We start from the raw sequence: 25587 nt of genomic DNA on the forward strand, positions 1-25587 counted from the left end.
GCTCAGCCCCCGTCTCAGCTTTCGGTCCCCTCGGCTCGGCCCTCGGTCCGGCGGGCGGCCACCGCCAGCCCCACGCAGCACACCGTCCCCAGGACTCCCGCCCCCGCGACGGTCGCCGTCACCCCGGCGAACTCCGCCGCGACCCCGGCGAGCGCCATGCCCACGCCCTGGAGCGTCATGAGTCCGGCGGTGAGCAGGGTCATGGCCCGGCCGCGCAGTTCCCCGGGCACCGCCCGCACGAACCACTGGTCGAGGCCGAGCGTGTACGCCGACCCGGCGCCCGAGAGCACCAGCAGGAGCAGGGAGACGGCGAGGCCGGGGCGCAGGGCGTAGCCGAGGTAGGGCAGCAGGGTCAGGCAGACCAGTGGCAGGGCGATCCGCTCCCGGACGGCGGGCCGCAGCCGGGAGCCGGCGTACAGCTCGCTAGCGATCGTGCCGACGGGCAGCCCGCACATCAGCAGACCGAGGCCGACGGAGCCGGCCCCGAGCCCGTCGGCGTACGGGGCCGCGAGTGCCTCCGGCACGACCGCGAACATCGGCGGCACCCAGAACAGCAGGAGCAGTACGCGGACCCGGCGGTCGGCGAGCACCTGCCGGGCGCCGCGCAGGGAGTCGCCCACCAGGGCGCCGGGCCGGCCGGTCCGGGCGGGACGGTGCCGGGTGCCGAGGCGGAGCAGGGTGGCGGAGGCGAGGAAGGTGGCGACGGTGATCAGCAGGGCGTGCCGGGGGCTGACCACGGTGAGCAGCAGGCCGCCGAGGCCGAAGCCGGCGAGCAGCGCGCTCTGCGAGACGATCCGCAGCAGGGAGCGGCCGAGAACGAACAGCTCGCCGTCGCCGAGGATGTCGGTGAGGCCGGCCATCCGCGTTCCCTGGAACACCGGTGACACGAGGGCGACGGCGCAGCGCAGCGCGAGCAGGACGGCGATGTGGGCTCCGGGCACCACCATGGGCGCCACGCAGGCCGCGCACACCAGGTCGCAGACGACGAGCACGCGGCGGGCCGGGAAGCGGTCGGCGATCCCGCTGAGGAGGGTGCCGCCGACGACGTAGGGCATGAGGCCGAGCGCGAAGGTGAGGGCGCTCATCAGGGGCGAGCCGGTGAGGTCGTAGACGAGGACCGACAGGGCGATCTCGCTGACCATCACGCCGAGCAGGGAGAGGGCGTGGGCGGCGAAGACGGCCCGGAACTCGGGTATGGCGAAGACCCGGGCGTAGCCGGCCGCGGGTTCGGCCATGGGCACGGGGGCTGGTGCGGGGGCGGGCGTGGGTGCGGGCCGGTCCGGGGCCCGCGGGGTCGGGGTGGGCTCGGGAGCTTGCTGCTGCATGGGCGGCAGCGTGCCGGTGGGAGGGGCGGTCGGCGTAGAGTTTCGGCCACTGCCGAATCTTTGCTGTCGGTCGTGTCTTCCGCCGTGTCTTTCCGTCGTGCTCTTTCCTCCCGGGGGTGTCGTGCCGTTCCGTCTGCACTTCGGTGGCGACGACCTCCTGCGGTGCCGGTTCGCGGTGTCGCCGCTGTGGGAGACGCAGGAGGCGGTGCGGACGCTGCGGCGGCCGGACCGGCACGGGTACCACCCGCACTGGCTGCGCCGCATCCGGGAGGCCGCGCGGGGGCTGGACCTCGCCCCGCTGTGGCTGCTCATGCCCCGGCGCGGGCACAGCCCCGACTTCCTCGGGCCGCCGCCGATCGGTCCGGCGGCCGTGTTCGAGGACGAGATCGCCCAGGTGCGGGCGGCGGACCCCGGAGCGGCGCGGAACGATCTGGCGCGGGCGCTCGCCGACACGCCGGGGGCGCTGGAGTCGTCGCGGGGGCGGGCGATGCTCGCCGATCCGGGGCGCGCGGTGCGGGAGCTGGCCGATCTGATGGAGGCCGCGTGGCGTGCGCTGGTCGAGCCGGAGTGGCCGCGGCTGCGGGCGCTGCTCGAGGCGGATGTGGCCTTCCACTCGCGGCGGCTGGCCGAGGTGGGCCTGGGGGCGCTGCTGCCGGAGCTGGACCGCCGGCTGACCTGGGACGGGCGGACGCTGACGATCGACTGGCCGGGCGAGCACGGGCGCGACCTCGACGGGCGGGGGCTGGTGCTGATGCCGAGCGTGTTCTCGTGGCCGGACGTGATCAGCGGCTTCGATCCGCCCTGGCAGCCCACGCTGGTGTATCCGGCGCGGGGGCTAGCGGGCCTGTGGGCGCGGCCGGGCACGGAGGGCGGCGAGCCCCTGGTGCGGCTGCTGGGACGGGGGCGGGCCGGGGTCCTGGCCGCGCTGAGCGATCCGGCGACGACGACGGCCCTCGCCCACAGGCTGGGTCTTGCTCCGTCGTCGGTGTCGGCGCATCTGACGGTGCTGCGGGACGCGGGCCTGCTCACGTCCCGCCGGTACGGGCACCAGGTGCTGTACGAACGCACCCCGCTGGGGATGGCGCTGGTCTCGGGCGGGTGAGGGCGGCGGGGCGCGGAACGGGTGGCTCCTGGGACTCGCCGCCGGTTGCTACCGCGTCGGCCGGTCTTCCTGGGCGAGGTGCCTCTCGACCCGTTCCACCTTGGCGGTGAGGCCGTCCGTGACGCCGGGGCGGATGTCCGCCTTGAGGACCAGGGAGACGCGCGGCGCGCGTGCCTCCACCGCGGCGACGGCGCGCTTGACGACGTCCATGACCTGGTCCCACTCGCCTTCCACGGAGGTGAACATCGCGTCGGTGCGGTTGGGCAGGCCGGACTCGCGGACGACCCGGACGGCGTCGGCGACGTACTCCCCCACGTCCTCGCCGACGCCGAGCGGGGTCACGGAAAAGGCGACGATCACGCGTTCACGACTCCTTCGCGGCGGGCGCGGGAGGCGATCACCGCGTCCTCGGCCTCGCGCTTGAGCCTGCGCTCGGCGAAGAAGCCGCCGGTGGGCAGGACCGAGAGGACGAAGTAGAGGGCGGCGGTGCCCAGCGGCCACTTGGCGCGGTTCCAGGCGTCTGCCCAGAAGATCACGTACAGAATGAACAGGACGCCGTGGACCGCGCCCATCACGGGCACCGCGTTGAAGTCCGTGGTCCGCTTCAGGACCGAGCAGACCAGCAGCAGGAGGAAGGAGACCGCCTCGGGGGCGGAGACCAGACGGAGGCGGCGGAGGGCGGTGGCGGTCTTGATGTCCACGGGTCACCTTCGGTGGGAGACGGACCGGCGGGCCGCTGGGGTGTCGCGGGCCGGCTTGTGAATGCGAGCACAAACGTTCGTCCATTGTGGCAAACCCGGGAGCCGGGTCCGGGCAGGGGGTGGGTGCTGTCGTCCCGTAAGGGCGTGAATCAGGGTCGTTGTCCTCCCGCGGGCCCTGTCGGGCTCCCCCGTCCGCCGCTACCTTCGCTCCGTGGCGATGTTCCGACTTCAAGACAGCAGGGTGCTGGCCGTCGACATGACCGGTGACGCCGTGAAGGCGAAGAACGGCTCGATGGTCGCGTACGACGGACAGATGGCCTTCAAGAGGCTGACCGGGGGTGGCGAGGGGCTGCGCGGCATGGTGACCCGGCGGCTCACCGGCGAGCAGATGACGGTGATGGAGGTGCGGGGGCAGGGAACGTGCTGGTTCGCGGACCGGGCGGCCGAGATCAATCTGGTCCGGCTCCAGGGCGACAAGCTGTACGTCGAGTCGAGCAACCTGCTCGCGACGGACGCGGGGCTGCGCACCGGGACGACGTTCACCGGGCTGCGCGGCGCCTCGCAGGGCAACGGACTGTTCACGACCACGGTCGAGGGGCACGGGCAGGCGGCGATCATGTCGGACGGGCCGGCGGTGGTGCTCCGGGTCAGCCCGCAGTACCCGCTGATCGTCGACCCCGGCGCCTACGTGGCGCACCAGGGGAACGTCCGGCAGACCTTCCAGTCCGGGGTGACCTTCCGCACGTTCCTCGGGGAGGGCGGCGGGGAGGCCTTCCAGATCCGGTTCGAGGGTGACGGGCTGGTGTACGTCCAGCCCAGCGAGCGGAACACGATCGCGGGGGACCTGTGAGATGACCTTCCGGGAGATCAACTCGAAGATGGTCGAGGCGCCGGTCGTGCCCGGCCGGCGCCTGTTCAGCCAGCGCGGCGCGATGCTCGCGTACCGGGGCGACGTGGCGTTCACGCCCAACATCCAGGGCGGTCAGGGCGGTCTGATGTCGATGATCGGGCGCCGGGTGGCGGGTGAGGCGACCCCGCTGATGACCGTGGAGGGCAACGGCACGGTGCTCTTCGGGCACGGCGGCCACCATGTGCACGTGATCGAGATGACGGGCGACACCCTGTACGTGGAGGCGGACCGCCTGCTCGCCTTCGAGGGCACGCTTCAGCAGGGCACGATGTTCATGGGCTCGCAGGGCGGGGTCATGGGCCTGGTGCGGGGCCAGGCGACGGGCCAGGGGCTGTTCACGACGACCCTCCAGGGACACGGCTCGGTGGCCGTGATGGCGCACGGCGGCGTCTTCGAGGTGCCGGTCACCCCGCAACGCCCCGTCCACGTCGACCCGCAGGCCTACGTCGCCCACCACGGCGACATCCGCAACAAGCTGTCCACCGCGCTGGGCTGGCGCGAGATGGTGGGCCGCGGCTCCGGTGAGGGTTTCCAGCTGGAACTGAGCGGCAACGGCACGGTGTACGTCCAGGCCTCGGAGGAGAAGCTGTGAGCGCGTACGGAACCCCCGGCACGGGGCCGGTGGTCCACGACCCGTCGACCCTGCCGGCCGACGACAACGTGAACCCGTACACCTTCTGCGTGGAGCTCAAGGGGAGCCAGTGGTTCCTGCAGAAGGGGAAGATGATCGCCTACTACGGGTCGATCGGGTTCAACGGCATCGGGCACGGCGCCCTGGACGTTCTGACCCGTACGTCGTTCCATTCGCCTCTGCACGCGAGCGACTGGGTGGTGGCCGACGGCTCGGGCCGGATGCTGCTCGCCGACCGGGCCTTCGATGTCAACTCCTTCGACCTGGACGACGGCAATCTGACCATTCGCTCCGGCAATCTGCTCGCTTTTCAGCCAAGTCTCTCGCTGAAGCAGTCGATCGTGCCCGGCTTCCTGACCCTCATCGGAACCGGCAAGTTCGTGGCCGCGTCCAACGGGCCGGTGGTGTTCATGGAACCCCCGATCCGCGTGGACCCGCAGGCGCTGGTCGGCTGGGCCGACTGCCCGTCCCCGTGCCATCACTACGACCACGGGTACCTGACCGGCGTACTGGGCGGGCTGCGTTCGATGACGGGCCTCGGACCGGTCTCCGGGGAGGAGCACCAGTTCGAGTTCGTGGGCGCGGGTACGGTGCTGCTCCAGTCGAGCGAGAGCCTCATGGCCGAACTGGCGGCGGGGGTGCTGCCGGACGAGGCGGGGGTACCCGGCGGGGGAAGGGTGTCCGGAACCCGTGGACAGCAGGCCGGCCAACAGCGCCTTCCCGGACAGCTGGGAGATCTCCAGCGTCGCTTCGGTGTGTGAGCGGTAGTCTGCGGAGTGTGACGTCGAACGCGTGCACGCCGTCACATCACCCTCACTAGTTCGCCTTTCAACTTCTTAGGTAGACTTCATTCATGGAGACCGAGACGGCCACGAGCTGGCTGACCGATGCGGAGCAGTGCGCCTGGCGCACCCACCTGGAGGTCAACAGGCTGTTGACGTACCAGCTCGAAAAGGACCTGCAGCCGTTCGGCCTGACGATGAACGACTACGAGATCCTGGTGAATCTCTCCGAGTCGGAGGACGTGCGGATGCGCATGAGCGACCTCGCGTCCGCCACGCTCCAGTCCAAGAGCCGCCTCTCCCACCAGATCACCCGCATGGAGAACGCGAACCTGGTCCGCCGCGAGAACTGCGAGTCCGACCGCCGCGGCCTCTACGCGGTCCTCACGGACCACGGCATGGAGATCATGCAGAAGGTCGCCCCCCATCATGTGGCATCCGTCCGCAGGCACTTCATCGACCTGCTCGACCACGAGACCCTGACGGAACTGGACAAGGCCCTGAAGCCGATCGCCCAGCATCTGCGGGGGCAGCGGGGACGTCCCTGAGCCCGGTCGCGACGTCCGCCCGGCTCCGGGGTCCCGGAGCCGGGCGGACGGAACACCCCTGACGGCGCCGCCACGGTCCCGCGACCAGCGCCGCCGCCACGGAGGTCCCGCCCGCCAGCAGGAAGCACACCCCGACCGGCAGGGCGCCGATCAGCAGTCCCGTCACCAGCGCCCCGCCCGAACCACCGGCGTTCACCGCCGCGTTCACCCACGCTCCGGCCCGCGTCCGGGAGCCTTCCGCCGCCGTCTCGTCGGCCAGCAGGTACGCCGTGGTCAGCGCCGGAGCGATGAACGCACCCGCGCAGGCCATGACCGCCGCCAGGGTCCACAGGCCGGGCGCGAGGCCCGCCGCGGCGATCACGGGGCCGAGGCCCGCCGCGAACCAGGTCAGACGCACACGGGCGGGGGTGCGCCAGTCGATCGCCCCGTTGACGAGGCCGCCCACCGCGCTGCCCGCCGAGAGGGCGCCCAGGACCCACGGCACCACGGCCGTGTCGTACGACCTCCCGGCGGCGAACGCCATCACCAGCAGGTCCACCCCGCTGAGCGCCAGGCCGACGCCCGCGGCCACGGCGACCGGCGGCAGAAGGCCGCGGAGCCCGGCGAGCCGGCCGCGGGACCTCTCCCGCCGTGGCGCCGGGCGGGAGCCGGTCATCACCGGCGAGGTGACGAAGGCACAGGTGCCGGCGACGACCAGCAGCGCGCTGAGCAGGATGCCGGACGCCGGGGGCGCGAAGCCCACGAGCACGCCGACGAGGACCGGGCCCGAGACGAACAGCAGCTCCTCGGCGACACCGTCCAGGCTGTAGGCGCGCAGCAGGAGACCCCGGTCGGCGACGAGTTCGGACCACACGGCGCGCATGGTGGGGCCCAGCGGGGGCGCGCAGGCGCCCGCGAGGGCGGCGGCCGCGGCGACGGCCGCGGCGGGTGCGCCGGGCCCCCAGGTCAGGACGGCCAGGGCGCACAGCAGAGCGCCGTAGAGCACCGCCATGGGGAGCAGGGCGCGGCGCCGCCCGTACCGGTCGACGAGGGACGCCCGCAGGGGCATCAGGAAGACCGACGTGGCGCCGAACAGGGACATCACGGCGCCCGACACGGCGTACGACCCGGTGGCCCGGGTGACGGCCAGCATCACCGAGAGCGACACCGTCCCGTAGGACAGGCGTGCCGTCAGGGCGGCGGCGAAGGTGCGGCGCGCGTGCGGGACGCGCAGGACGGCGGCGTACGAGGGCCGCGCGGGCAGGGCGGGGCGCGACGAAGTGGGCGCGGACACGGGTGGTTCCTCACGTGAGGGCAGCAGGACGGGACACCGGAGCGCCGCGTCCCCCGACGGTCGGTCGTCGGTGCGGGACGCGGCGCGGGTGCGCGGTCTATGCCATGAGGAGGAACATGCGGATCAGGTTAGCGATACGCGCCGTGACGGGCCACGGAGTTTCCGGACGAGGCCGGGATCAGCCCTCGGTCAGGCCCGTCACCAGTTCGTCCGCCGCCTGGTAGGGGTCCAGTTCGCCGGCGACGATCCTTTCGGCGAGGGTGCTGAGACGGCGGTCGCCGTGGAGGTCGCCGATGCGTTCGCGCAGGGCCGTGACCGCGATGGTCTCCACCTCGCGTGAGGCACGGGCGCGGCGGCGCTCGGCCAGGACGCCCCGCTCCTCCATCCAGGCCCGGTGCTTCTCCAGTGCCTCGACGACCTCGTCGATGCCCTCGGAGCGCGCGGCGACCGTCTTGACGATGGGCGGGCGCCAGTCGCCGGGGCCGCGGGCCTCGCCGAGGCCCAGCATGTGGTTCAGCTCGCGGGCGGTGGCGTCCGCGCCGTCCCGGTCGGCCTTGTTGACCACGTAGACGTCGCCGATCTCCAGGATGCCGGCCTTGGCCGCCTGGATGCCGTCGCCCATTCCCGGGGCGAGCAGGACGACGGACGTGTCGGCCTGGGAGGCGATCTCCACCTCCGACTGGCCGACGCCGACCGTCTCGACCAGGATCACGTCGCAGCCCGCCGCGTCCAGGACGCGGATCGCCTGCGGGGCGGCCCACGCGAGCCCGCCCAGATGGCCGCGGGTGGCCATGGAGCGGATGTAGACGCCCGGGTCGGAGGCGTGCTCCGACATCCGCACCCGGTCGCCGAGCAGCGCGCCGCCGGAGAACGGCGAGGACGGGTCGACGGCCAGGACGCCGACCCGCCTGCCCTGCTTGCGGTACGCCGTCACCAGCGCGGACGTGGACGTGGACTTGCCCACGCCCGGGGAGCCCGTCAGACCGACGACGTACGCGTTGCCGGTCAGGGGCGCCAGCGTCCGCATCACCTCCCTCAGCTGCGGGGACGCCCCCTCCACCAGGGAGATCAGCCGGGCCACGGCCCTCGGCCGGCCTTCCCTGGCCTGGGCCACCAGAGAGGAGACGTCCTGCATCACAGCTCCGTTCACGTGATCCCCGTACGCGGTCGGCGTACGGGAGGTCCTACGAATGAGGTCGGTCGGGCGCCGCCCGGCTCAGGCCTTCGGCACCCGGACGATCAGCGCGTCGCCCTGACCGCCGCCGCCGCACAGCGCGGCCGCGCCGACACCGCCGCCGCGCCGCTTCAGCTCCAGCGCCAGGTGCAGCACGAGACGGGCGCCGGACATCCCGATCGGGTGACCCAGGGCGATGGCGCCGCCGTTCACGTTCACCTTTTCCGTGGACACTCCGAGGTCCTTCATTGACTGCACGGCCACGGCCGCGAACGCCTCGTTGATCTCGACGAGGTCCAGGTCGGACACCTCCAGGCCCTCCTTCTTGAGGGCGTGCAGGATGGCGTTGGAGGGCTGGGACTGCAGGGAGTTGTCCGGTCCCGCGACGTTGCCGTGGGCGCCGATCTCGGCGATCCACTCCAGGCCCAGTTCCTCGGCCTTGGCCCTGCTCATCACCACCACGGCCGCGGCCCCGTCGGAGATCTGCGAGGAGGAGCCGGCGGTGATCGTGCCGTCCTCGGCGAAGGCCGGGCGCAGCTTGGCCAGGCCCTCGGCCGTGGTGTCGCCGCGGATGCCCTCGTCCTTGCTGAACAGGACCGGGTCGCCCTTGCGCTGCGGGATCTCCACCGGGGTGATCTCGGCCTCGAAGACGCCGTTCTTCTGCGCCGCGGCGGCCCGCTGGTGGGACAGGGCGGCGATCTCGTCCTGCTCGGCACGCCCGATGCCCAGGCGGGTGTTGTGGTGCTCCGTCGACGCGCCCATGGCGATGCCCTCGAAGGAGTCGGTCAGGCCGTCGTGGGCCATCGAGTCCAGCATCTCCACCGCGCCGTACTTGTAGCCCTCGCGGGACTTCGGCAGGAGGTGCGGGGCGTTGGTCATGGACTCCTGGCCGCCGGCCACGACCACGTCGAACTCACCCGCACGGATCAACTGGTCGGCGAGCGCGATGGCGTCCAGGCCCGACAGGCAGACCTTGTTGACCGTGAGCGCGGGAACGCTCATGGGAATGCCGGCCTTGACCGCGGCCTGGCGGGCCGGGATCTGCCCCGCGCCGGCCTGGAGCACCTGGCCCATGATCACATACTGCACCTGGTCGCCCCCGATCCCCGCGCGGTCGAGGGCGGCCTTGATCGCGAAGCCGCCGAGGTCGGCTCCCGAGAAGGACTTCAGCGAGCCCAGCAGCCGCCCCATGGGCGTCCGCGCGCCCGCGACGATCACCGAGCCGGTCGTACCGGAAGTTCCAGAAGACATGAGCTGCGATCCCCTTACCGGCCTGCGCGGCCGAGGAGTGAACGAGGGTTTACTTCGAATGTACTGAGCGGTGCTCCGCCCCGTCATCGGGCCGTCGGTGTGATCGCGCGCACGTTGCGTAACCATCCCGGTGGCGCTGCACTGATTCCATGCTGACGCGAATCGACCACATCGGAATCGCCTGCCACGACCTCGACGCCACAGTCGAGTTCTACCGGTCCACCTACGGCTTCGAGGTGTTCCACACCGAGGTCAACGAGGAACAGGGCGTGCGCGAGGCCATGCTCAAGATCAACGAGACCTCCGACGGCGGGGCTTCCTACCTGCAACTCCTCGAACCGATCCGCGAGGACTCCACCGTCGCGAAGTGGCTCGCGAAGAACGGCGAGGGCGTGCATCACATCGCCTTCGGTACGGCGGACGTCGACGCGGAGGCGGCCGCCGTACGCGACAAGGGCGTACGCGTTCTGTACGACGAGCCGCGACGCGGCTCGATGGGGTCGAGGATCACTTTCCTGCACCCGAAGGATTGCCACGGAGTCCTGACAGAACTGGTCACTTCGGCGGCCGTTGAGTCGGTTGAGCACTGACTCCCGTACATAAGGGCCGGTAGGGTTGGGGGTGGTCGTCCTCCCAGCGGGGACGACCCGGTCCTGCCGTCAGGAATGACAGGACCGCCGGGGTCCGTGTTTCGGGGGACGAGCGGCGGGGCACCAGCCCGTGCTCCGCTGTTGATCTGACACCATTTCCCGGGGGCCCCGTTCGGCGGATGGACGGAGCTCGTTTGGACAGGGTTGCGACCAGGGGACGGATGGGACCGCGCAGTGCGGGGCTACGAACGCCAGGAGCGAGAGCCGGCGGCTGACGTCGACCACCTCTCTCGGTTCGAGGCCGAGATGGATCGGCTGAAGACCGAGCGGGAAAAGGCGATCCAGCACGCCGAGGACCTCGGCTACCAGGTCGAGGTGCTGCGCGCCAAGCTTCACGAGGCGCGCCGCACCATCATGACCCGGCCCGCCTACGACAGCGCCGACCTCGGCTATCAGGCCGAGCAGTTGCTGCGCAACGCTCAGATGCAGGCGGACCAGATCCGCGCCGACGCCGAGCGCGAGTTGAGCCAGGCCAGAACGCAGACGCAGCGCATCCTCCAGGAGCACGCGGAGCAGGCCGCGCGTCTCCAGGCCGAGCTGCACACCGAGGCGGTCAACCGGCGCCAGCAGCTCGACCAGGAGCTCGCCGAGCGCCGGCAGACCGTCGAGTCGCACGTCAACGAGAACGTGGCGTGGGCCGAGCAGCTGCGCGCCCGTACCGAGCAGCAGGCCAGGCGTCTGCTGGAGGAGTCGCGCGCCGAGGCCGAGCAGGCCATGGCCGCGGCCCGCGCCGAGGCCGAACGGGTGACCGCCGAGGCACGGCAGCGGCTGCAGGGCGAGGCCGAGGCGGCCCGCGCGGAGGCCGAGCAGCTCCTGCGCCGCGCCCGCACGGACGCCGAGCGGCTGCTGAACGCCGCCTCCAACCAGGCCCAGGAGGCCACCGACCACGCCGAGCAGCTGCGCTCGGCCACCGCCAGCGAGTCGGACGCCGCCCGCCGGCAGGCCGCCGAGCTGAGCCGGTCCGCCGAGCAGCGCCTGGCCGACGCCGAGGAGGCGCTGCGCAAGGCGCAGACCGAGTCCGACAAGCTGGTCACCGAGGCCAAGGAGGCCGCGGCCAAGACGCTCTCCGGCGCCGAGGCGGCCAACGAGCAGCGCACGCGCACCGCCAAGGAGCAGGTCGCCCGGCTGGTGCAGGAGGCCACCAAGGAGGCCGAGGCCACCAAGTCCGAGGCCGAGCAGCTGGTCGCGGACGCCCGCGCCGAGGCGGAGAAGATCGTCGCGGAGGCCTCCGAGAAGGCCCGTACGATCACCGCCGAGGAGAGCGCGACCCAGCTGTCCAAGGCGGCGAAGACCGCCGAGGACGTGCTGAACAAGGCGGCGGAGGACGCCAGGCGGACCACCAGGGCGGCCTCCGAGGAGGCCGAGCGGATCCGCAAGGAGGCCGAGGCCGAGGCGGACCGGCTGCGCGCCGAGGCGCACGACCTCGCCGAGCAGCTCAAGGGTGCCGCCAAGGACGACACCAAGGAGTACCGCGCCAAGACGGTCGAGCTCCAGGAGGAGGCACGCCGGCTGCGCGGCGAGGCCGAGCAGCTGCGGGCCGACGCGGTCGCCGAGGGCGAGCGGATCCGCGCCGAGGCCCGGCGCGAGGCCGTGGCGCAGATCGAGGAGGCGGCCAAGTCCGCCGAGGAGCTGCTGGCCAAGGCGAAGGCCGACGCCGACGAGCTGCGCGGCACCGCGCAGAGCGACAGCGAGAAGGTCCGCACCGAGGCCATCGAGCGGGCCACCACGCTGCGCCGGCAGGCCGAGGAGACCCTGGAGCGCACCCGCAAGGAGGCCGAGCGGCACCGCGCCGAGGCCGACGAGCAGGCCGAGTCGGTCAAGGCGGACGCCGAGCGGGCCGCGCGCGAGCTGCGCGAGGAGACCGAGGAGGCGGTCGCCGCCCGCAAGGCGGAGGCCGCCGAGGAGCTCACCCGGCTGCACACCGAGGCCGAGGACCGGCTCGCGAACGCCGAGAAGGCGCTCGGCGAGGCCCGCGAGGATGCCTCCCGCATCCGCCGTGAGGCGGCCGAGGAGGCCGAGCGGCTGCGCACCGAGGCCGCCGAGCGCATCCGGACGCTGCAGCAGCAGGCGGAGACGGAGGCCGAGCGGCTGCGCGACGAGGCCGCCGCCGACGCGTCCGCCTCCCGCGCCGAGGGCGAGGCCGTCGCCGTGCGGCTGCGGGCGGAGGCCGCCGCGGAGGCCGAGCGGCTCAAGACGGAGGCCCAGGACACCGCGGACCGGGTGCGCGCGGAGGCGCAGGCCGCCGCGGAACGGCTCGGCGCGGAGGCGTCCGAGACGCTGGCCGCCGCCCAGGAGGAGGCCGCCCGACGCCGCCGCGAGGCCGAGGAACTGCTCGGTGCCGCGCGCGCCGAGGCCGACCAGGAGCGCGAGCGGGCCCGCGAGCAGAGCGAGGAGCTGCTGGCCTCGGCGCGCAAGCGGGTGGAGGAGGCGCAGGCCGAGGCCACCCGTCTGGTGGAGGAGGCCGACCGGCGCGCCACCGAGATGGTGTCGGCCGCCGAGCAGCACGCGCAGCAGGTGCGGGACTCCGTCGCCGGGCTGCACGACCAGGCGCAGGAGGAGATCGCCGGACTGCGTTCGGCCGCCGAGCACGCGGCGGAGCGCACCCGCAGGGAGGCCGAGGAGGAGGCGGACCGGGTCCGCACCGACGCCTACGCCGAGCGGGAGCGGGCGAGCGAGGACGCGGGCCGGCTGCGCGGGGAGGCGCGGGAGGAGACCGAGGCCGCCAAGGTGCTCGCCGAGCGGACCGTGTCCGAGGCGATCACGGAGGCGGAGCGGATCCGCGCGGACGTCTCCGAGCACGCCCAGCGGGTGCGCACCGAGGCCTCCGACACCGTCGCGCAGGCCGAGCAGGACGCCTCGCGCACCCGCGCGGAGGCCCGTGAGGACGCCAACCGCATCCGGACGGACGCGGCCACCCAGGCGGACACCCTCATCTCCGAGGCGCGCTCGGAGGCGGAGCGGCTCCAGACGGAGACGATCGCGGAGGCGGACCGGGTCCGCGCCGAGTCCGTCGCCAAGGCGGAGAAGCTGATCTCGGACGCCACCGGGGACGCGGAGCGGCTGCGCGCCGGCGCCGCCGAGACGGTCGGCTCCGCGCAGGCGCACGCAGAGCGGGTCCGTGCCGAGGCCGAGCGGGTCAGGTCGGACGCGCGGGCGGAGGCCGAGCGGACCCTGGACGAGGCCCGCCGGGACGCCAACAAGCGGCGCTCGGAGGCCGCCGAGCAGGTCGACGTCCTCATCACCGAGACCACGGCCGAGGCCGACAAGCTGCTCACCGAGGCGCAGACGAGCGCGGTCAAGACGAAGGCGGACGCCGAGTCCCAGGCCGACACGATGGTGGGCGCGGCCCGCAAGGAGGCCGACCGGATCCTGTCCGAGGCCAGGGTCGAGGGCAACTCCACGGTGGAGAAGGCCCGTACGGACGCGGACGAACTGCTCGTCGGCGCCCGCCGGGACGCCACGCAGATCCGGGAGCGCGCGGAGGAGCTGCGCGTGCGCCTGACGACCGAGATCGAGGAACTGCACGAGCGGGCCCGCCGCGAGGCGGCCGAGACGATGAAGTCGGCGGGCGACCGCTGCGACGCGCTCGTCAAGGCGGCCGAGGAGCAGCTCGCCAAGGCGCAGTCCAAGGCGAAGGAGATCGTCTCGGAGGCCAACTCCGAGGCGGGCAAGGTGCGGATCGCCGCGGTGAAGAAGGCCGAGGGGCTGCTGAAGGAGGCCGAGCAGAAGAAGGCCACGCTCGTGCGGGAGGCCGAGGAGCTCAAGGCCGAGGCGGTCCGCGAGGCCCGGCGCACGGTCGATGAGGGCAAGCGGGAGCTGGAGATCCTGGTGCGCCGGCGCGAGGACATCAACACCGAGATCTCCCGGGTGCAGGACGTGCTGGAGGCACTGGAGTCGTTCGAGGCGCCGGCCGGGAAGGACGGTGCGGTGAAGGCGGGAGCGACGGTGGGGGCACCCCGGTCGGGTGGCAAGTCGTCAGACGGATAGCCTGGAGGGGGATTCCGGCCTTCTGGGTGGTTTGACCCGTTCTCTTGGCAAGCCTTGGGACGGTCAGCCACCCAAAAGAGGTGTCATTCTCCAGATCAAACACGTATCCGCTCGATGACACACCGCTTCGGCCCCTAGGATTCCACCTATCACCTCACCGGTCTCATTCGGACAGGAACCCCATGAGCGACACTTCCCCCTACGGCTTCGAGCTTGTGCGGCGTGGGTACGACCGCGCTCAGGTGGACGAACGTATCTCCAAGCTCGTCTCCGACCGTGACAGTGCTCTCGCCCGCATCACCGCCCTGGAGAAGCGCATCGAGGAACTCCACCTCGAGACGCAGAACGCCCAGGCCCAGATCGGCGACGCCGAACCGTCGTACGCGGGCCTCGGCGCGCGGGTCGAGAAGATCCTCCGCCTCGCCGAGGAGGAGGCCAAGGATCTGCGCGAGGAGGCCCGGCGCGCGTCCGAACAGCACCGCGAACTCGCCGAGTCGGCGGCCCAGCAGGTTCGCAACGACGCCGAGTCCTTCGCCGCGGACCGCAAGTCCAAGGCCGAGGACGAGGGCGTCCGGATCGTCGAGAAGGCCAAGGGCGAGGCCTCCCAGCTGCGCGCCGACGCGCAGAAGGACGCGCAGTCCAAGCGCGAGGAGGCGGACGCCCTCTTCGAGGAGACCCGCGCCAAGGCCGCGCAGGCCGCCGCCGACTTCGAGACGAACCTCGCCAAGCGGCGCGAGCAGTCCGAGCGCGACCTGGCCTCCCGTCAGGCCAAGGCCGAGAAGCGGCTGGCGGAGATCGAGCACCGGGCCGAGCAGCTCCGCCTGGAGGCGGAGAAGCTGCGCACCGACGCCGAGCGCCGCGCCCGCCAGACGGTGGAGACGGCCCAGCGCCAGGCCGAGGACATCGTGGCCGACGCCAACGCCAAGGCCGACCGCATCCGTTCGGAATCCGAGCGCGAGCTCGCGGCGCTCACCAACCGCCGCGACTCCATCAACGCGCAGCTGACGAACGTGCGCGAGATGCTGGCGACCCTCACCGGTGCCGCGGTGGCCGCCGCGGGCGCGCCGACCGAGGACGAGCCGATCTCCCGCGGCGTTCCGGCCCAGCAGTCCCGCTGAACGGCGGTCGCCGGGCCCGACCGCGGCTGACATACGCCGCTGAACGCGAAGCTCTCTGCCCCAGGGGTGGCGGAGAGCTTCGCGGCGTTCTAGCGTGTCTGCCATGATCGAACTGGAGGGGTTGACCAAGCGGTACGGGGACAAGCTGGCGGTCGACGGCCTCAGCTTCACCGTCCGACCGGGCACCGTCACCGGGTTCCTCGGGCCCAACGGCGCCGGGAAGTCCACGACGATGCGGATGATCCTCGGCCTCGACCGGCCCACCTCCGGGTACGTCCGCATCGACGGCCGGCACTACCAGCAGCTCAAGGACCCGCTGACGTACATCGGCGCCCTGCTGGACGCCAAGGCCATGCACGGCGGGCGCAGCGCCTACAACCACCTGCTGTGCCTCGCCCAGAGCAACGGCATCCCCACCCACCGGGTGAACGAGGTCCTGGACACCGTCGGACTGACCCCGGTGGCGCGGAAGAAGGCGAAGGGCTTCTCGCTCGGCATGAGCCAGCGGCTCGGCATCGCCGGCGCGCTGCTCGGCGATCCGCGGATCCTGATGTTCGACGAGCCGGTCAACGGCCTCGACCCCGAGGGCATCCACTGGATCCGCGGTCTGATGAAGTCCCTCGCCGCCCAGGGCCGTACGGTGTTCGTCTCCTCGCATCTGATGAGCGAGATGGCGCTGACCGCGGACCACCTCGTCGTCATCGGCCAGGGCCGGCTGCTCGCCGACACCTCCATGGCCGACTTCATCGAGCGCAACTCCCGTTCCCACGTGCGGGTCCGCACCCCGCAGCACGAGCGTCTGCTCGACGTGCTGCACGAGGCCGGGATCACGGCCGTGCCGGGCGAGGCCGGGCTGATCCAGATCGAGGGCGGCAAGGCGGAGCGCGTCGGGGAGCTGGCCGCGCAGCATCAGGTCGTGCTGCACGAGCTGAGCAGTCAGCAGTCGTCGCTGGAGGAGGCGTTCATGCGGCTGACGGCCGGTGCGGTGGAGTACCACGCGCACACCGGAGCGGCCGCGCCGGAAGGGGCGCCCGCCCAGCCGTCGGGCGCCGACAGTGAGAAGGAGGGCTGAGCGATGGCGGCGACTCAGGTCATCAGGTCCGAGTGGACCAAGATCCGGTCGGTGGCGTCCACGGTGTGGACGCTGTCCCTGACGGCGGTCGTCACGATCGCCCTCGGCATGCTGCTCTCGGCCCTGTCGAAGCACGAGTTCGGCAACATGGACGCGCGGGACCGGGTCTCCTTCGACCCGACGTACGTCAGCTTCGCCGGCATGGGCCTCGGCCAGCTCGCGATGATCGTGTTCGCGGTGCTGGTGGTGTCCAACGAGTACAGCACCGGCATGATCCGCACCTCGCTGGCCGCCGTCCCGCAGCGCGGGGCCTTCCTGGCGAGCAAGGTGGCGGTGGCCGCCGGGCTGGCCCTGGTGGTCGGCATGGTCACCAGCTTCGCCTCGTTCTTCCTCGGGCAGGCGATGCTCGGCTCGCTCGGCACCTCCCTCGGCGAGCCGGGTGTGCTGCGCGCGGTGGTCGGCGGGGGCCTCTACATGACGCTCATCGCGCTGTTCTCCATGGGCGTCACCGTGATGCTGCGCTCGCCGATGCTGTCGCTGGGCATCCTGATGCCGTTCTTCTTCCTGATCTCCAACATCCTGGGCAATGTCTCGGCGACGAAGAAGGTCGGCCGGTTCCTGCCCGACCAGGCCGGCAGCCGCATCATGCAGGTGGTCCCCCGGGTCGGCGACGACACCCCCTACGGTCCCTGGGGCGGCCTCGGGATCATGCTGCTGTGGGTGATCGCGGCGCTCGCGGGAGGGTATGCACTGCTGCGGAAGCGGGACGCCTGAGCACGCAGGTTTTTACTTTCCTTTGGGCGGAACCGTCAGCGCCCGGATATCCTCCTAACCCTTACGGGGGGCGTGTGCCCCGCTGACCTGAACCGTTCGATGGGTGCGGAGCATGATCGAGGCAGTCGGCCTGACCAAGCGCTATGGCGACAAGACCGCCGTGCACAATCTCTCCTTCCAGGTGCGGCCGGGTGCCGTCACCGGCTTCCTCGGTCCGAACGGCTCGGGCAAGTCGACGACGATGCGGATGATCCTGGGGCTGGACAACCCCACCTCGGGGACGGTGACGATCGGCGGCCATCCGTACCGCACGCTGCCGAACGCGCCCCGCCAGGTCGGCGCCCTGCTGGACGCGAAGGCGGTGCACGGCGGCCGGTCCGCGCGCAACCACCTGCTGTCCCTGGCGCAGCTCTCCGGCATCCCGGCCCGCCGTGTCGACGAGGTGCTCGGGGTCGTCGGCCTCCAGGACGTGTCGAGGAGACGCTCCAAGGGCTTCTCCCTCGGTATGGGCCAGCGGCTGGGGATCGCCGCCGCGCTGCTCGGCGACCCGCAGGTGCTGCTGTTCGACGAGCCGGTGAACGGTCTCGACCCCGAGGGCATCCTCTGGGTGCGCAATCTGATGAAGTCGCTCGCGGCGGAGGGACGGACCGTGTTCGTCTCCAGTCACCTGATGAGCGAGATGGCGCTGACCGCCGACCACCTCATCGTCATCGGGCGCGGGCAGCTGCTCGCCGACATGAGTGTGACGGACTTCATCTCCGCGAACTCCGCGGACTTCGCGCGGGTCCGCACACCCGACACCGAGCCGCAGCAGCGGGAGAAGCTGACGTCCGCGCTGACCGAGGCGGGCGGGCACGTGCTGCCCGAGCAGGACGGCGCGCTGCGCGTGACCGGGCTGCCGCTGGCGCGCATCAGCGATCTCGCGCACGGGGCGGACGTACGCCTGTGGGAGCTGTCGCCGCACCAGGCCTCGCTGGAGGAGGCGTACATGCGGATGACCCAGGGGGTCGTCGACTACCGCTCCACCACCGACCAGAAGGCCGGGCTGATGCAGCCCCTGCCGCCCGGCGCCGAGCCGCCGATGCCGGTGCCCGGCCAGGGCCAGCCCGGCTGGTACGCGCCGCCACCGCCCCAGCCGGCCGGACACCCGTACGCGGGCTCGCACCAGAACTTGTACGCGGCTCCGGGCGCGGGCCGTCCCGGCCCCTACGGCGCCCCGGGCGCGGGCATCGTGAACCCGTACGCGCAGAGCGCCCCGCAGGCCCCGCAGGTGCCCGCCCAGCCCGCCACCGCGCCGCACGCGGGAGCCGCGCCGGCCACCGGGCCCGCCTCTCCCGCACCGCAGGTCTCCGCATCCGCCGACGACTCCGCCAAGCCCGAGGACGACCGATGAGCACGCCGCAGACCCCTGTGCCGCAGGCCGTGCCGCCCGCCTGGGAGGCGGCGGCCGGTTCCACCCACCCCGGCTACACCTCGCCGATCCCCGTCGTGCGTACGCACCTCGGGCACGCCATCGCCTCGGAGTGGACGAAGATCAAGTCGGTGCGCTCCACGATGTGGACGCTCGGGGTGTTCGTCCTGCTGGTGGTCGGTATCGGGCTGCTGATCGGCATGTTCGTCACCAACGTGGCCGGTGAGCTGCACGGCGACGAGAACATGCTGTCGATGGGCTTCTTCGGGCTGCTGCTCGGCAGCATCTGCGTCATCACGCTCGGCGTGATGACCACGGCCTCGGAGTACGGCACCGGCATGATCCGGACCACGATGACGGCGTGTCCGAGCCGTGGGCGGGTACTCACGGCCAAGGCGGTGGTGTTCTTCCTGGTCGCGTTCACGGTGACGCTGGTCTCCACCGGTGTGGTCGGCCTCGCGCAGACGGCCATGATGCAGGGCATCGGCGCCCGGCAGCCCACCGGTGCGGAGTGGTTCAAGGCCACCGTGGGCGTCAGCCTCTTCATGGCCCTGCTCGGGCTGATCTCGCTCGTCATCGGCTCGGTGCTGCGGCACTCGGCGGGCGCCATCACGATCATGATCGGTGTCGTGCTCGCCCCGCTGGTGATCGCGCTGTTCATGGTCACGCACTCGCTGGAGAAGGTGCGCGAGTTCCTGTTCGAGTACTCGATCCCGAGCCAGCTGAGCGTCTTCTACTCCAACTCCCTCACCAGTTCCGGACCGACCGGCTGGGACCCGCTGTGGATCCTGCTGGGCGCGACGGCCGTCGCGTTCGCCGGCGCCTGGGCCCTGCTGCACACGCGGGACGTCTGAGCGACGGAAACCGCGACTAGAACCGCGGCGCGTTACGGGACCGCTGCACCCGTGTGGTGCGGCGGTCCTTGGCGTTCCAGCACGCCTTGTGCCAGTGCCGGCGGTCGTCCACGCCCGCGTGCTGGGGCCAGGCCACCACGTGCGGGACGCCGGAGGGGATCAGCTGGTCGCAGCCGGGACAGCGGTACGTCTTGCCGTCGGCGGCGGAGCCCGCGACATGGCGCACGCTGAAGTCCTCGCCCCGCCAGCTCTCGGTGGACTGCCAACCGCCGTAGCGGCCCCCGCCGTCGTCCTCGGCGCTCCGGCCGGACGAGGCGACGCCTCTTCCACCCTTGGATCGGTTGCGGCGGGGGGACACGGGACACCTCACGAAACTGTGTGGAGGACAGGGACCTTCTCCAGCGTACGCGGCACCACCGCGGGCATGTGGGGAGAACCAAACACCACAAGTCCCCTTCCCGGACGACCCATTCCGCAGACAATCCGCAAATCTCTTCGCCAGGCCGTGTCCTCGGCACGTGTCCCGCGGTTATGCCGTGTGGGGGAGCTCCGTGTCGGAGCCGAGGAAGCAGGAAAGAGCAATGCACGTTGGAAGTTTCGTGCTGGCGGCCCAGTTCCCCGGGCAGGGCCAAGGCGAGGCGCTGCACCGGGCGGTCCGCTCCGCGGAGGTCGCCGAGGAGGCCGGTCTCGACGCGGTCTGGCTGGGCGAGCACCACTTCGTCCCGTACGGTACGTGCCCGTCCGCGATCACCCTGGCCGCGCTGCTACTCGGCCGTACCCGCCGGCTGCGGGTGGGTACGGCGGTCAGTGTGCTGCCCACGGTCCACCCGGTGGCGCTCGGCGAGCAGGCGGCGCTGCTGCACCTGACCAGCGGCGGGCGGTTCTCGCTCGGCGTCGGGCGCGGCGGCCCGTGGGTGGACCTGGAAGTGTTCGGCACGGGACTGGAGGCGTACGAGAAGGGGTTCCCCGAGTCGCTCGACCTGCTGGTGCGCTGGCTGCGCGAGCCGTCGGTGTCGGCCTCGGGACAGCGGTTCGCCTTCCGCGAGGTCCCCGTCGTACCGCGCCCGTCGGAGGCGCTGACCCCGGTGGCGGGTCCCGAGGTGATCGTCGCCTGCACCTCCGCGGCGAGCGTGCGGCTCGCCGCCGAGCGCGGGCTGCCGATGCTGCTGGGGATGCACATCGGGGACGAGGAGAAGGCCGAGATGGTCGCCCACTGGCAGCGGTGCGCGCGGGCGGCCGGACGGCCGGCCGAGGAGATCCGGGGCGCCGGCCATGTCTCGGCGGGCGTCTGCCAGATCGCGGACCGGCGCACGGACGCGGTGGAGACCCTGCTGAAGGCGATGCCGGGCTGGCTGAAACAGGGTCTGGACGCCCATGTCACCGTGGACGGCCGGGCCCGCGGGATGCGCGATCCGCTGGAGTACACCGAACTGCTCTGCGGGCTGCACCCGGTGGGCACCCCGCGGCTGTGCGCCGACCGGCTCGCGGCCACCGCCGAGCGGACCGGCATCTCCCGCTTCGCCCTGTTCACCGAGGGCTCGGGCGATCTGGCGGCGACGGAGGACAACCTGCGACGGCTCGGCGCCGAGGTACTGCCCGAGCTGCGGTGACCGGGAGCACGTCGTGGGACGCTTGCCGCCCCTGAGTCCAAGCACCTCCTGCGGACGGAGCGGCAAGCATCGACTCACGGCATCAGCAGTCCCGCAGTTCCGGGGACTGGTTGAGGAGCTGGCTGCGCACCGAGGTGAATCGGGCCAGCGTCTCGTCGACCGAGGCGTCCAGCGGGAACACCGCCACCCGGTGGCAGTTCTGGAAGGCGAGCCGCACGCCGAAGTGCCGCTGAAGCGCGCCGCGCATGGCGTCACTCGCCAGCACACGCAGCAGTTGACCGCGTGCGTACTCGTCCGGCGGGGGCGTCTGGTTGTCGGCGAACTGGCCGCCGTCCACCTTCAGCTGGGCCACCAGGGAGCTGATCATCTCCCACGCGTAGGGCAGGGAGGTCCGGACGCAGTCGACGAAGTCAGCTTCGTCGACCTCGCCTCGCTCGGCCTGTTCGAGTAGGGCCGGTGAGACGTCGAGCGACATGGGTTCTCCTCTCGCACCCCCGAAGAACAGGGGTTGCCGGACAGATAAGGGGGCACGCGACTCCCAACACGGTGAGTACACGGGTCGCGACCTCCCGTTCACTACGGTAGGCACAAGAACGGACGCCCACCAGGCGAATGCATATACAGACCGGGCTAGTTGGGCACACAATCGGCCACAAGTGAACACGGGTGATCCAGGGAAAAATGGGGCGACCCACGGGGAGTCCCGGCCTCCGCCCTGCCTGAGATCCCCGGGCGAATCGCGCGCACGGCCGTCCGTCCAGTAGCGTTGCCGACCATGCGTCTCGTCATTGCCCGGTGCTCCGTCGACTACGCCGGCCGGCTCACCGCCCATCTGCCGTCAGCGCCCCGTCTGATCCTGGTCAAGGCGGACGGCAGCGTCTCGATCCACGCGGACGACCGCGCCTACAAGCCCCTGAACTGGATGTCCCCGCCCTGCACGCTCAAGGAGGGCACCGGTGAGGAGGAAGGCGTCTGGACCGTCGTCAACAAGGCGGGCGAGAAGCTCATCATCACGATGGAGGAGGTCCTGCACGACTCCTCGCACGAACTCGGGGTGGATCCGGGGCTGATCAAGGACGGCGTGGAAGCGCACCTCCAGGAGCTGCTCGCCGACCGCATCGAGACGCTCGGCGAGGGCTACACGCTGATCCGCCGCGAGTACATGACGGCCATCGGGCCGGTCGACATCCTGTGCCGGGACGCCGAGGGCGGGACGGTCGCGGTCGAGATCAAGCGGCGCGGCGAGATCGACGGTGTGGAGCAGCTCACCCGCTATCTCGAACTGCTGAACCGCGATCCCCATCTGGCCCCGGTCCGCGGCGTCTTCGCGGCCCAGGAGATCAAGCCGCAGGCCCGCGTCCTCGCCACCGACCGCGGCATCGGCTGCCAGGTACTGGACTACGACGCCCTGCGCGGCATCGAGGACGACAAGCTGCGGCTGTTCTGACAACCGGCCGCGGCCGGTCCGAGGACGGCCGCGGCGCTCCCGTACGACACCGGGGGCCGGGTCCGTGCCACACGGACCCGGCCCCCGGTTCTGTGTGCGTCAGGCGAACGTCGCGGTGCCGGACGCCTCCGGTGCCGCGCCGCTCTCGGAGGTGTCGGCCGGCGGTCCGGCCGAGAGGCCGGACGCCGGCGCCGAGGTGCCGCCCGACGGCTCCCCGGACGTGCCTTCGGGGGGGCTGGTGGTACTTCCCGAGGAGTCGCCGCCGGGCTCGCCGGTGGTTCCGCCCGTGGGCTCGCCGCTGCTGCCCGAGGAGGAGCCACCGCCGCTCGTGGGGCCGCCTCCGGAGCCGCCGGAAGGGCTTCCGCCGCCTCCGCCGTTCCCGCCGTTCCCGCCCGGCGTGCCGCCGCCCGTGCCCCCGGTCTTCCCGCCGGTGCCGCCGCTCGGGGATCCGGCGGAGCCCGACGGCTTCGGGGTCTTGGACGAGGAGCCCGAGGAGGTGCCGTCGCCGGACGGCCCGAGGCTCTCCGAGGGCTCGGCGCCGCCCGGCGCCGCGTCCTCGGACGTGCCGGGGGCGGTGCCGTGGTCCGGATCCGTCGGACGGCTGGTGGCCGTGCCGGTGTCGTCTCCCCCGCTGCGGTCCTGCTTCGGCGTGTCGGCGCCCAGGCTGCCGTCGTCCAGGTCCTGGCCGGCGGACGGGTTGACGTTGTCGGAGGGGGTGTCGGGGCCGTTCTGCGAGGTGGCGCCGAGCGTCACCACGGTGCCGAGGACGGCCGCGAGCAGCGCGCCCGCGCCGGCCGCCACGAGGTTGCGCCGGGCCAGGCCCTTGAGGCCGACGCGGTGCTTGGCCGGGGCGTAGGGGTCGGACGGGCCGGACGGCGGACCGGGGATCGACAGCTTGTGGGTGACCAGCGTGGAGGCGTCCGCGCCGGGCGGCTGGAGCGCCGGGAAGGGCGAGGGCACCCCACCGGCCGGGGACGCCGACTCCTCGGTGCGGGCGTCGGGCACCTCCTCGCCCGCCGTCGCGCCGAGGCCCACTGGCGTGCCGGAGCGGTCGGCGACCAGGGCGAGGGCGCGGCGCCCGGCGACCGTGCCGCGCCTGTCGGCGAGCGCGCCGCGCAGCCCGATGGAGGCCTCCAGCTCGGCACGGGCCCGGTCGAGCTGACCGCCGCAGAGCGCGATGATGCCCAGCTCGTGCTGGAAGTAGGCCTGTTCGGCGACCTCTGCGGCGAGCCGGGAGGCCTCGGTGCCGTAACGCAGCGTCCGCGCCCAGGCGTTCCAGTCGAGGCCCGCCGCGAACGCGGGGGCGGCGGCGCGGGCGAGCAGTACGGCCGCGCTCTCCTCGCCCCCGGCGGACGGCACGGTGACCGGCACCAGGACGGCCAGCGCGGCGAGCAGGGCGTCCGCCTCGGCGCACACCCGCTCCGGCGCGACCGAGGGGTGGCCGGCCCACCAGATGTAGTGGCGGGCCGCGGTGAGGGCCTGCTCCTCGGCGTCCTCGCCGTATCCGGCGGCCTCCAGCTGGGTCAGCACACCGGCGGCGAGCCGGTGGCACGGGCCGGCCGGGGTGATCAGGCCGCAGCTCGCCAGCTCGCCGAGCGCGGCGTCGGCGTGGGTGTCGCCGACCAGCGCGGGCAGATGCGACTGGTGGGGCACCTCGCCGCCGAGCGCGACGGCGAACCGCAGCGTGGCCCGCGCGGAGGCGCTCAGCCGCGAGGCGAGCAGCGGCGCGGGCGCGGCGGCCTCGCCGAACGAGGGCAGGGGCAGGCCGTCGCCCTCGCCCTCGTCGAGGACGGCGTCCGCGGGCGGCGCGTCCTCGAAGACGCCGAACTCCTCGACGGCGCTGGTACCGGCCCGCAACCGGTCGTGCTGGCTCAGCAGGGCACCGGCCTGCACGAAGCGCAGCGGCAGGCCCTCGGACTCGAACCACAGGTCCCCGGCCCAGTTGGCCTCCTCCTCGGTGAGGACACGGCCGACGGCGCGCTCGATGAGTTCGACTCCGCCGGCCCGGTCCAGACCGCTGAGGGCGACCTCCTCGATCTCCGACTCCGCGGACGGCGCCGGCACATCCGGGGTCGCGCTGAACAGGAAGGCGCATTCGGGGGTGGCGTCGATCAGCTCGTCGAGCGCGCCGCCGCCGAGCTCGATGTCGTCCACCAGGACGACCGCGCCGATCTCACCGACGTACGCGAGCAGTTCGTCGGGGTCGGGCCGGTAGCGCGGGGCGCTGTGCACGGCATGGAAGAGTTCGTGCAGCAGGTCGCTCGCGGTGCGGCGGTAGCCGTTGAGCCGGACGACGCCGTCGGGGGCGAGGTCCGCGCAGTCCTCGGCGACGAGGTCGAGCAGGCTGGTGCGGCCGGAGCCACCCGGTCCGGTCAGGCGTACGGAGCGGCCGCGGGCGAGCAGCCGTACCAGTTGCTCACGCTCGGCCTGGCGCTCAAGGAGCGGCAGCGCGGACGGGGCGGGGCCGGGCAGGGCGGGCGGTACCGCGCCGCGGTCGTGCTCGGCGCGCTCGGCCGGTGTGTGCTTGCGCGGCCGGCCGGGGTGCGCGCCGGGCGGGCAGGCCACGATCTCGCTGCCGTCCACGGGGTTGACGGTGAGCAGGAAGTCGCCCGAGACGACCTGCGCCGTGCGGGCCGGTGCGGGCGCGTGCTGGACGAAGTCGGATGCGAGGGAATCCCTGGGCGGGCGCCGGCCCGGCACGTGGCCGTCGCCGCCATGGCCCATGTCCTCGGGTTCCCGGGTGTTCGGGTCCATAGGTTCCAAGCCCCCCAAAAGCGTCGTGTGCCGGACACGGCCGGCCCCTCCCGGCCTTGCCGCACACCGCGCTGTCGCTTCTGGTCCGGGCCCGCTCGAGGGTTGCTGAGCTGCGGGCGACCGAACCCTAAACCTTCGGCCAGTATCCACGACAGGCCGGGGTACCGCGTGGTCCGAGACGTCACGGTCTCATGAGGATTGCGCACCACGTAC

At 72.5% G+C, this 25587-nt stretch carries 23 protein-coding genes; 14 read left to right on the forward strand and 9 right to left on the reverse strand.

Annotation, left to right across the window (positions count from 1 at the left end; genetic code table 11):
• Positions 1-14: 14 nt before the first annotated feature.
• The gene (locus ACIP4X_RS06330; protein WP_391457048.1) at positions 15-1325 is read right to left on the reverse strand and encodes an MFS transporter; all 1311 of its coding nucleotides are present in this window, start codon (positions 1323-1325) and stop codon (positions 15-17) included.
• A gap of 121 nt (positions 1326-1446) precedes the next feature.
• Here ACIP4X_RS06330 and ACIP4X_RS06335 point away from each other — a divergent pair, with 121 nt between their 5' ends.
• Positions 1447-2427: a DUF5937 family protein gene (locus ACIP4X_RS06335; RefSeq protein ID WP_358729328.1), complete on the forward strand. Its 981-nt coding sequence runs from the start codon at positions 1447-1449 to the stop codon at positions 2425-2427.
• 48 nt (positions 2428-2475) lie between these two features.
• Here the strand turns inward: ACIP4X_RS06335 and ACIP4X_RS06340 are convergent, their stop codons facing one another.
• Entirely contained in the window at positions 2476-2787 is a 312-nt protein-coding gene (locus ACIP4X_RS06340) for an MTH1187 family thiamine-binding protein (RefSeq protein ID WP_358729327.1), read from the reverse strand.
• A complete protein-coding gene (locus tag ACIP4X_RS06345) occupies positions 2784-3128 on the reverse strand; it encodes a DUF3817 domain-containing protein (RefSeq protein ID WP_358729326.1) in 345 nt (114 codons plus the stop codon). Before ACIP4X_RS06345 ends, ACIP4X_RS06340 begins: the two co-directional genes overlap by 4 nt.
• A gap of 217 nt (positions 3129-3345) precedes the next feature.
• Here ACIP4X_RS06345 and ACIP4X_RS06350 point away from each other — a divergent pair, with 217 nt between their 5' ends.
• The 4 genes from ACIP4X_RS06350 (at position 3346) to ACIP4X_RS06365 (ending at position 5999) form a co-directional block, all read left to right on the forward strand.
• Complete coding sequence (locus ACIP4X_RS06350; RefSeq protein WP_401347383.1) at positions 3346-3978, forward strand: AIM24 family protein; 633 nt, start codon at positions 3346-3348, stop codon at positions 3976-3978.
• Between the two features lies 1 nt (position 3979).
• Positions 3980-4630: an AIM24 family protein gene (locus ACIP4X_RS06355; protein ID WP_100568013.1), complete on the forward strand. Its 651-nt coding sequence runs from the start codon at positions 3980-3982 to the stop codon at positions 4628-4630.
• The gene (locus tag ACIP4X_RS06360) at positions 4627-5430 is read left to right on the forward strand and encodes an AIM24 family protein (protein ID WP_358729324.1); all 804 of its coding nucleotides are present in this window, start codon (positions 4627-4629) and stop codon (positions 5428-5430) included. Before ACIP4X_RS06355 ends, ACIP4X_RS06360 begins: the two co-directional genes overlap by 4 nt.
• A 92-nt stretch (positions 5431-5522) precedes the next feature.
• A complete protein-coding gene (locus ACIP4X_RS06365) occupies positions 5523-5999 on the forward strand; it encodes a MarR family transcriptional regulator (protein ID WP_358729323.1) in 477 nt (158 codons plus the stop codon).
• On the opposite strand, the gene ACIP4X_RS06370 is transcribed toward ACIP4X_RS06365, so the two are convergent.
• The 3 genes from ACIP4X_RS06370 to ACIP4X_RS06380 all read right to left on the reverse strand — a co-directional run bounded on the left by ACIP4X_RS06370 (position 5905) and on the right by ACIP4X_RS06380 (position 9697).
• The gene (locus tag ACIP4X_RS06370; RefSeq protein WP_401346946.1) at positions 5905-7272 is read right to left on the reverse strand and encodes an MFS transporter; all 1368 of its coding nucleotides are present in this window, start codon (positions 7270-7272) and stop codon (positions 5905-5907) included. The genes ACIP4X_RS06365 and ACIP4X_RS06370 overlap by 95 nt on opposite strands.
• Before the next feature lie 178 nt (positions 7273-7450).
• Positions 7451-8407, reverse strand: a complete 957-nt coding sequence (meaB, locus tag ACIP4X_RS06375) for a methylmalonyl Co-A mutase-associated GTPase MeaB (RefSeq protein ID WP_100568017.1) — start codon at positions 8405-8407, stop codon at positions 7451-7453.
• An 81-nt stretch (positions 8408-8488) separates the two neighbouring features.
• Entirely contained in the window at positions 8489-9697 is a 1209-nt protein-coding gene (locus ACIP4X_RS06380) for an acetyl-CoA C-acetyltransferase (protein WP_401346949.1), read from the reverse strand.
• A 149-nt stretch (positions 9698-9846) separates the two neighbouring features.
• Here ACIP4X_RS06380 and mce point away from each other — a divergent pair, with 149 nt between their 5' ends.
• The 7 genes from mce (at position 9847) to ACIP4X_RS06415 (ending at position 19563) form a co-directional block, all read left to right on the forward strand.
• Positions 9847-10287, forward strand: a complete 441-nt coding sequence (gene mce, locus ACIP4X_RS06385) for a methylmalonyl-CoA epimerase (protein WP_358729320.1) — start codon at positions 9847-9849, stop codon at positions 10285-10287.
• Positions 10288-10521: 234 nt separating this feature from the next.
• The gene (gene scy, locus ACIP4X_RS06390; protein WP_391457040.1) at positions 10522-14334 is read left to right on the forward strand and encodes a polarized growth protein Scy; all 3813 of its coding nucleotides are present in this window, start codon (positions 10522-10524) and stop codon (positions 14332-14334) included.
• A gap of 182 nt (positions 14335-14516) precedes the next feature.
• Positions 14517-15452 (forward strand): cellulose-binding protein, encoded by a 936-nt coding sequence (locus ACIP4X_RS06395; RefSeq protein WP_358729318.1) that lies wholly within the window; start codon positions 14517-14519, stop codon positions 15450-15452.
• A gap of 103 nt (positions 15453-15555) precedes the next feature.
• On the forward strand, positions 15556-16524 hold the full coding sequence (locus ACIP4X_RS06400) for an ATP-binding cassette domain-containing protein (RefSeq protein WP_391457037.1): 969 nt from the start codon (positions 15556-15558) through the stop codon (positions 16522-16524).
• 3 nt (positions 16525-16527) lie between these two features.
• Positions 16528-17298, forward strand: a complete 771-nt coding sequence (locus ACIP4X_RS06405; protein WP_358729316.1) for an ABC transporter permease — start codon at positions 16528-16530, stop codon at positions 17296-17298.
• A 112-nt stretch (positions 17299-17410) separates the two neighbouring features.
• The gene (locus ACIP4X_RS06410) at positions 17411-18691 is read left to right on the forward strand and encodes an ATP-binding cassette domain-containing protein (RefSeq protein WP_401346955.1); all 1281 of its coding nucleotides are present in this window, start codon (positions 17411-17413) and stop codon (positions 18689-18691) included.
• Positions 18688-19563 carry an ABC transporter permease gene (locus ACIP4X_RS06415; RefSeq protein WP_391457032.1) on the forward strand — a complete coding sequence of 292 codons (876 nt, stop codon included), beginning with the start codon at positions 18688-18690 and terminating at the stop codon, positions 19561-19563. The genes ACIP4X_RS06410 and ACIP4X_RS06415 overlap by 4 nt, the downstream gene beginning before the upstream one ends.
• A gap of 16 nt (positions 19564-19579) precedes the next feature.
• Here the strand turns inward: ACIP4X_RS06415 and ACIP4X_RS06420 are convergent, their stop codons facing one another.
• Positions 19580-19921, reverse strand: coding sequence for an ATP/GTP-binding protein (locus ACIP4X_RS06420; RefSeq protein ID WP_391457030.1), 342 nt, complete (start codon positions 19919-19921; stop codon positions 19580-19582).
• Between the two features lie 223 nt (positions 19922-20144).
• On the opposite strand from ACIP4X_RS06420, the gene ACIP4X_RS06425 reads away from it, so the two are divergent.
• On the forward strand, positions 20145-21173 hold the full coding sequence (locus ACIP4X_RS06425; RefSeq protein WP_391457029.1) for an LLM class flavin-dependent oxidoreductase: 1029 nt from the start codon (positions 20145-20147) through the stop codon (positions 21171-21173).
• 82 nt (positions 21174-21255) lie between these two features.
• On the opposite strand, the gene ACIP4X_RS06430 is transcribed toward ACIP4X_RS06425, so the two are convergent.
• A complete protein-coding gene (locus ACIP4X_RS06430; RefSeq protein WP_358729311.1) occupies positions 21256-21648 on the reverse strand; it encodes an SCO5389 family protein in 393 nt (130 codons plus the stop codon).
• 300 nt (positions 21649-21948) lie between these two features.
• Between ACIP4X_RS06430 and nucS the strand changes: the two genes are divergently transcribed.
• Complete coding sequence (gene nucS, locus ACIP4X_RS06435) at positions 21949-22620, forward strand: endonuclease NucS (RefSeq protein WP_358729310.1); 672 nt, start codon at positions 21949-21951, stop codon at positions 22618-22620.
• A 99-nt stretch (positions 22621-22719) separates the two neighbouring features.
• Here nucS and ACIP4X_RS06440 read toward each other — a convergent pair whose 3' ends face one another.
• Positions 22720-25374, reverse strand: coding sequence for an ATP-binding protein (locus ACIP4X_RS06440; RefSeq protein WP_391457026.1), 2655 nt, complete (start codon positions 25372-25374; stop codon positions 22720-22722).
• Positions 25375-25587: the final 213 nt, after the last annotated feature.

This window comes from Streptomyces sp. NPDC088817 (assembly GCF_044750345.1).
In the GTDB taxonomy this organism is placed as follows: domain Bacteria; phylum Actinomycetota; class Actinomycetes; order Streptomycetales; family Streptomycetaceae; genus Streptomyces.

What these genes read in the sequence shown, in the direction of transcription:
- nucS (WP_358729310.1), top strand. Translation starts at nt 21,949, where the DNA reads ATGCGTCTCGTCATTGCCCGGTGCTCCGTCGACTACGCCGGCCGGCTC.
- ACIP4X_RS06365 (WP_358729323.1), top strand. Translation starts at nt 5,523, where the DNA reads ATGGAGACCGAGACGGCCACGAGCTGGCTGACCGATGCGGAGCAGTGC.
- ACIP4X_RS06400 (WP_391457037.1), top strand. Translation starts at nt 15,556, where the DNA reads ATGATCGAACTGGAGGGGTTGACCAAGCGGTACGGGGACAAGCTGGCG.
- ACIP4X_RS06355 (WP_100568013.1), top strand. Translation starts at nt 3,980, where the DNA reads ATGACCTTCCGGGAGATCAACTCGAAGATGGTCGAGGCGCCGGTCGTG.
- ACIP4X_RS06440 (WP_391457026.1), bottom strand. Translation starts at nt 25,374, where the DNA reads ATGGACCCGAACACCCGGGAACCCGAGGACATGGGCCATGGCGGCGAC.
- ACIP4X_RS06380 (WP_401346949.1), bottom strand. Translation starts at nt 9,697, where the DNA reads ATGTCTTCTGGAACTTCCGGTACGACCGGCTCGGTGATCGTCGCGGGC.
- mce (WP_358729320.1), top strand. Translation starts at nt 9,847, where the DNA reads ATGCTGACGCGAATCGACCACATCGGAATCGCCTGCCACGACCTCGAC.
- ACIP4X_RS06330 (WP_391457048.1), bottom strand. Translation starts at nt 1,325, where the DNA reads ATGCAGCAGCAAGCTCCCGAGCCCACCCCGACCCCGCGGGCCCCGGAC.
- ACIP4X_RS06350 (WP_401347383.1), top strand. Translation starts at nt 3,346, where the DNA reads ATGTTCCGACTTCAAGACAGCAGGGTGCTGGCCGTCGACATGACCGGT.
- ACIP4X_RS06425 (WP_391457029.1), top strand. Translation starts at nt 20,145, where the DNA reads ATGCACGTTGGAAGTTTCGTGCTGGCGGCCCAGTTCCCCGGGCAGGGC.
- ACIP4X_RS06415 (WP_391457032.1), top strand. Translation starts at nt 18,688, where the DNA reads ATGAGCACGCCGCAGACCCCTGTGCCGCAGGCCGTGCCGCCCGCCTGG.
- meaB (WP_100568017.1), bottom strand. Translation starts at nt 8,407, where the DNA reads ATGCAGGACGTCTCCTCTCTGGTGGCCCAGGCCAGGGAAGGCCGGCCG.
- ACIP4X_RS06410 (WP_401346955.1), top strand. Translation starts at nt 17,411, where the DNA reads ATGATCGAGGCAGTCGGCCTGACCAAGCGCTATGGCGACAAGACCGCC.
- ACIP4X_RS06430 (WP_358729311.1), bottom strand. Translation starts at nt 21,648, where the DNA reads ATGTCGCTCGACGTCTCACCGGCCCTACTCGAACAGGCCGAGCGAGGC.
- ACIP4X_RS06395 (WP_358729318.1), top strand. Translation starts at nt 14,517, where the DNA reads ATGAGCGACACTTCCCCCTACGGCTTCGAGCTTGTGCGGCGTGGGTAC.
- ACIP4X_RS06405 (WP_358729316.1), top strand. Translation starts at nt 16,528, where the DNA reads ATGGCGGCGACTCAGGTCATCAGGTCCGAGTGGACCAAGATCCGGTCG.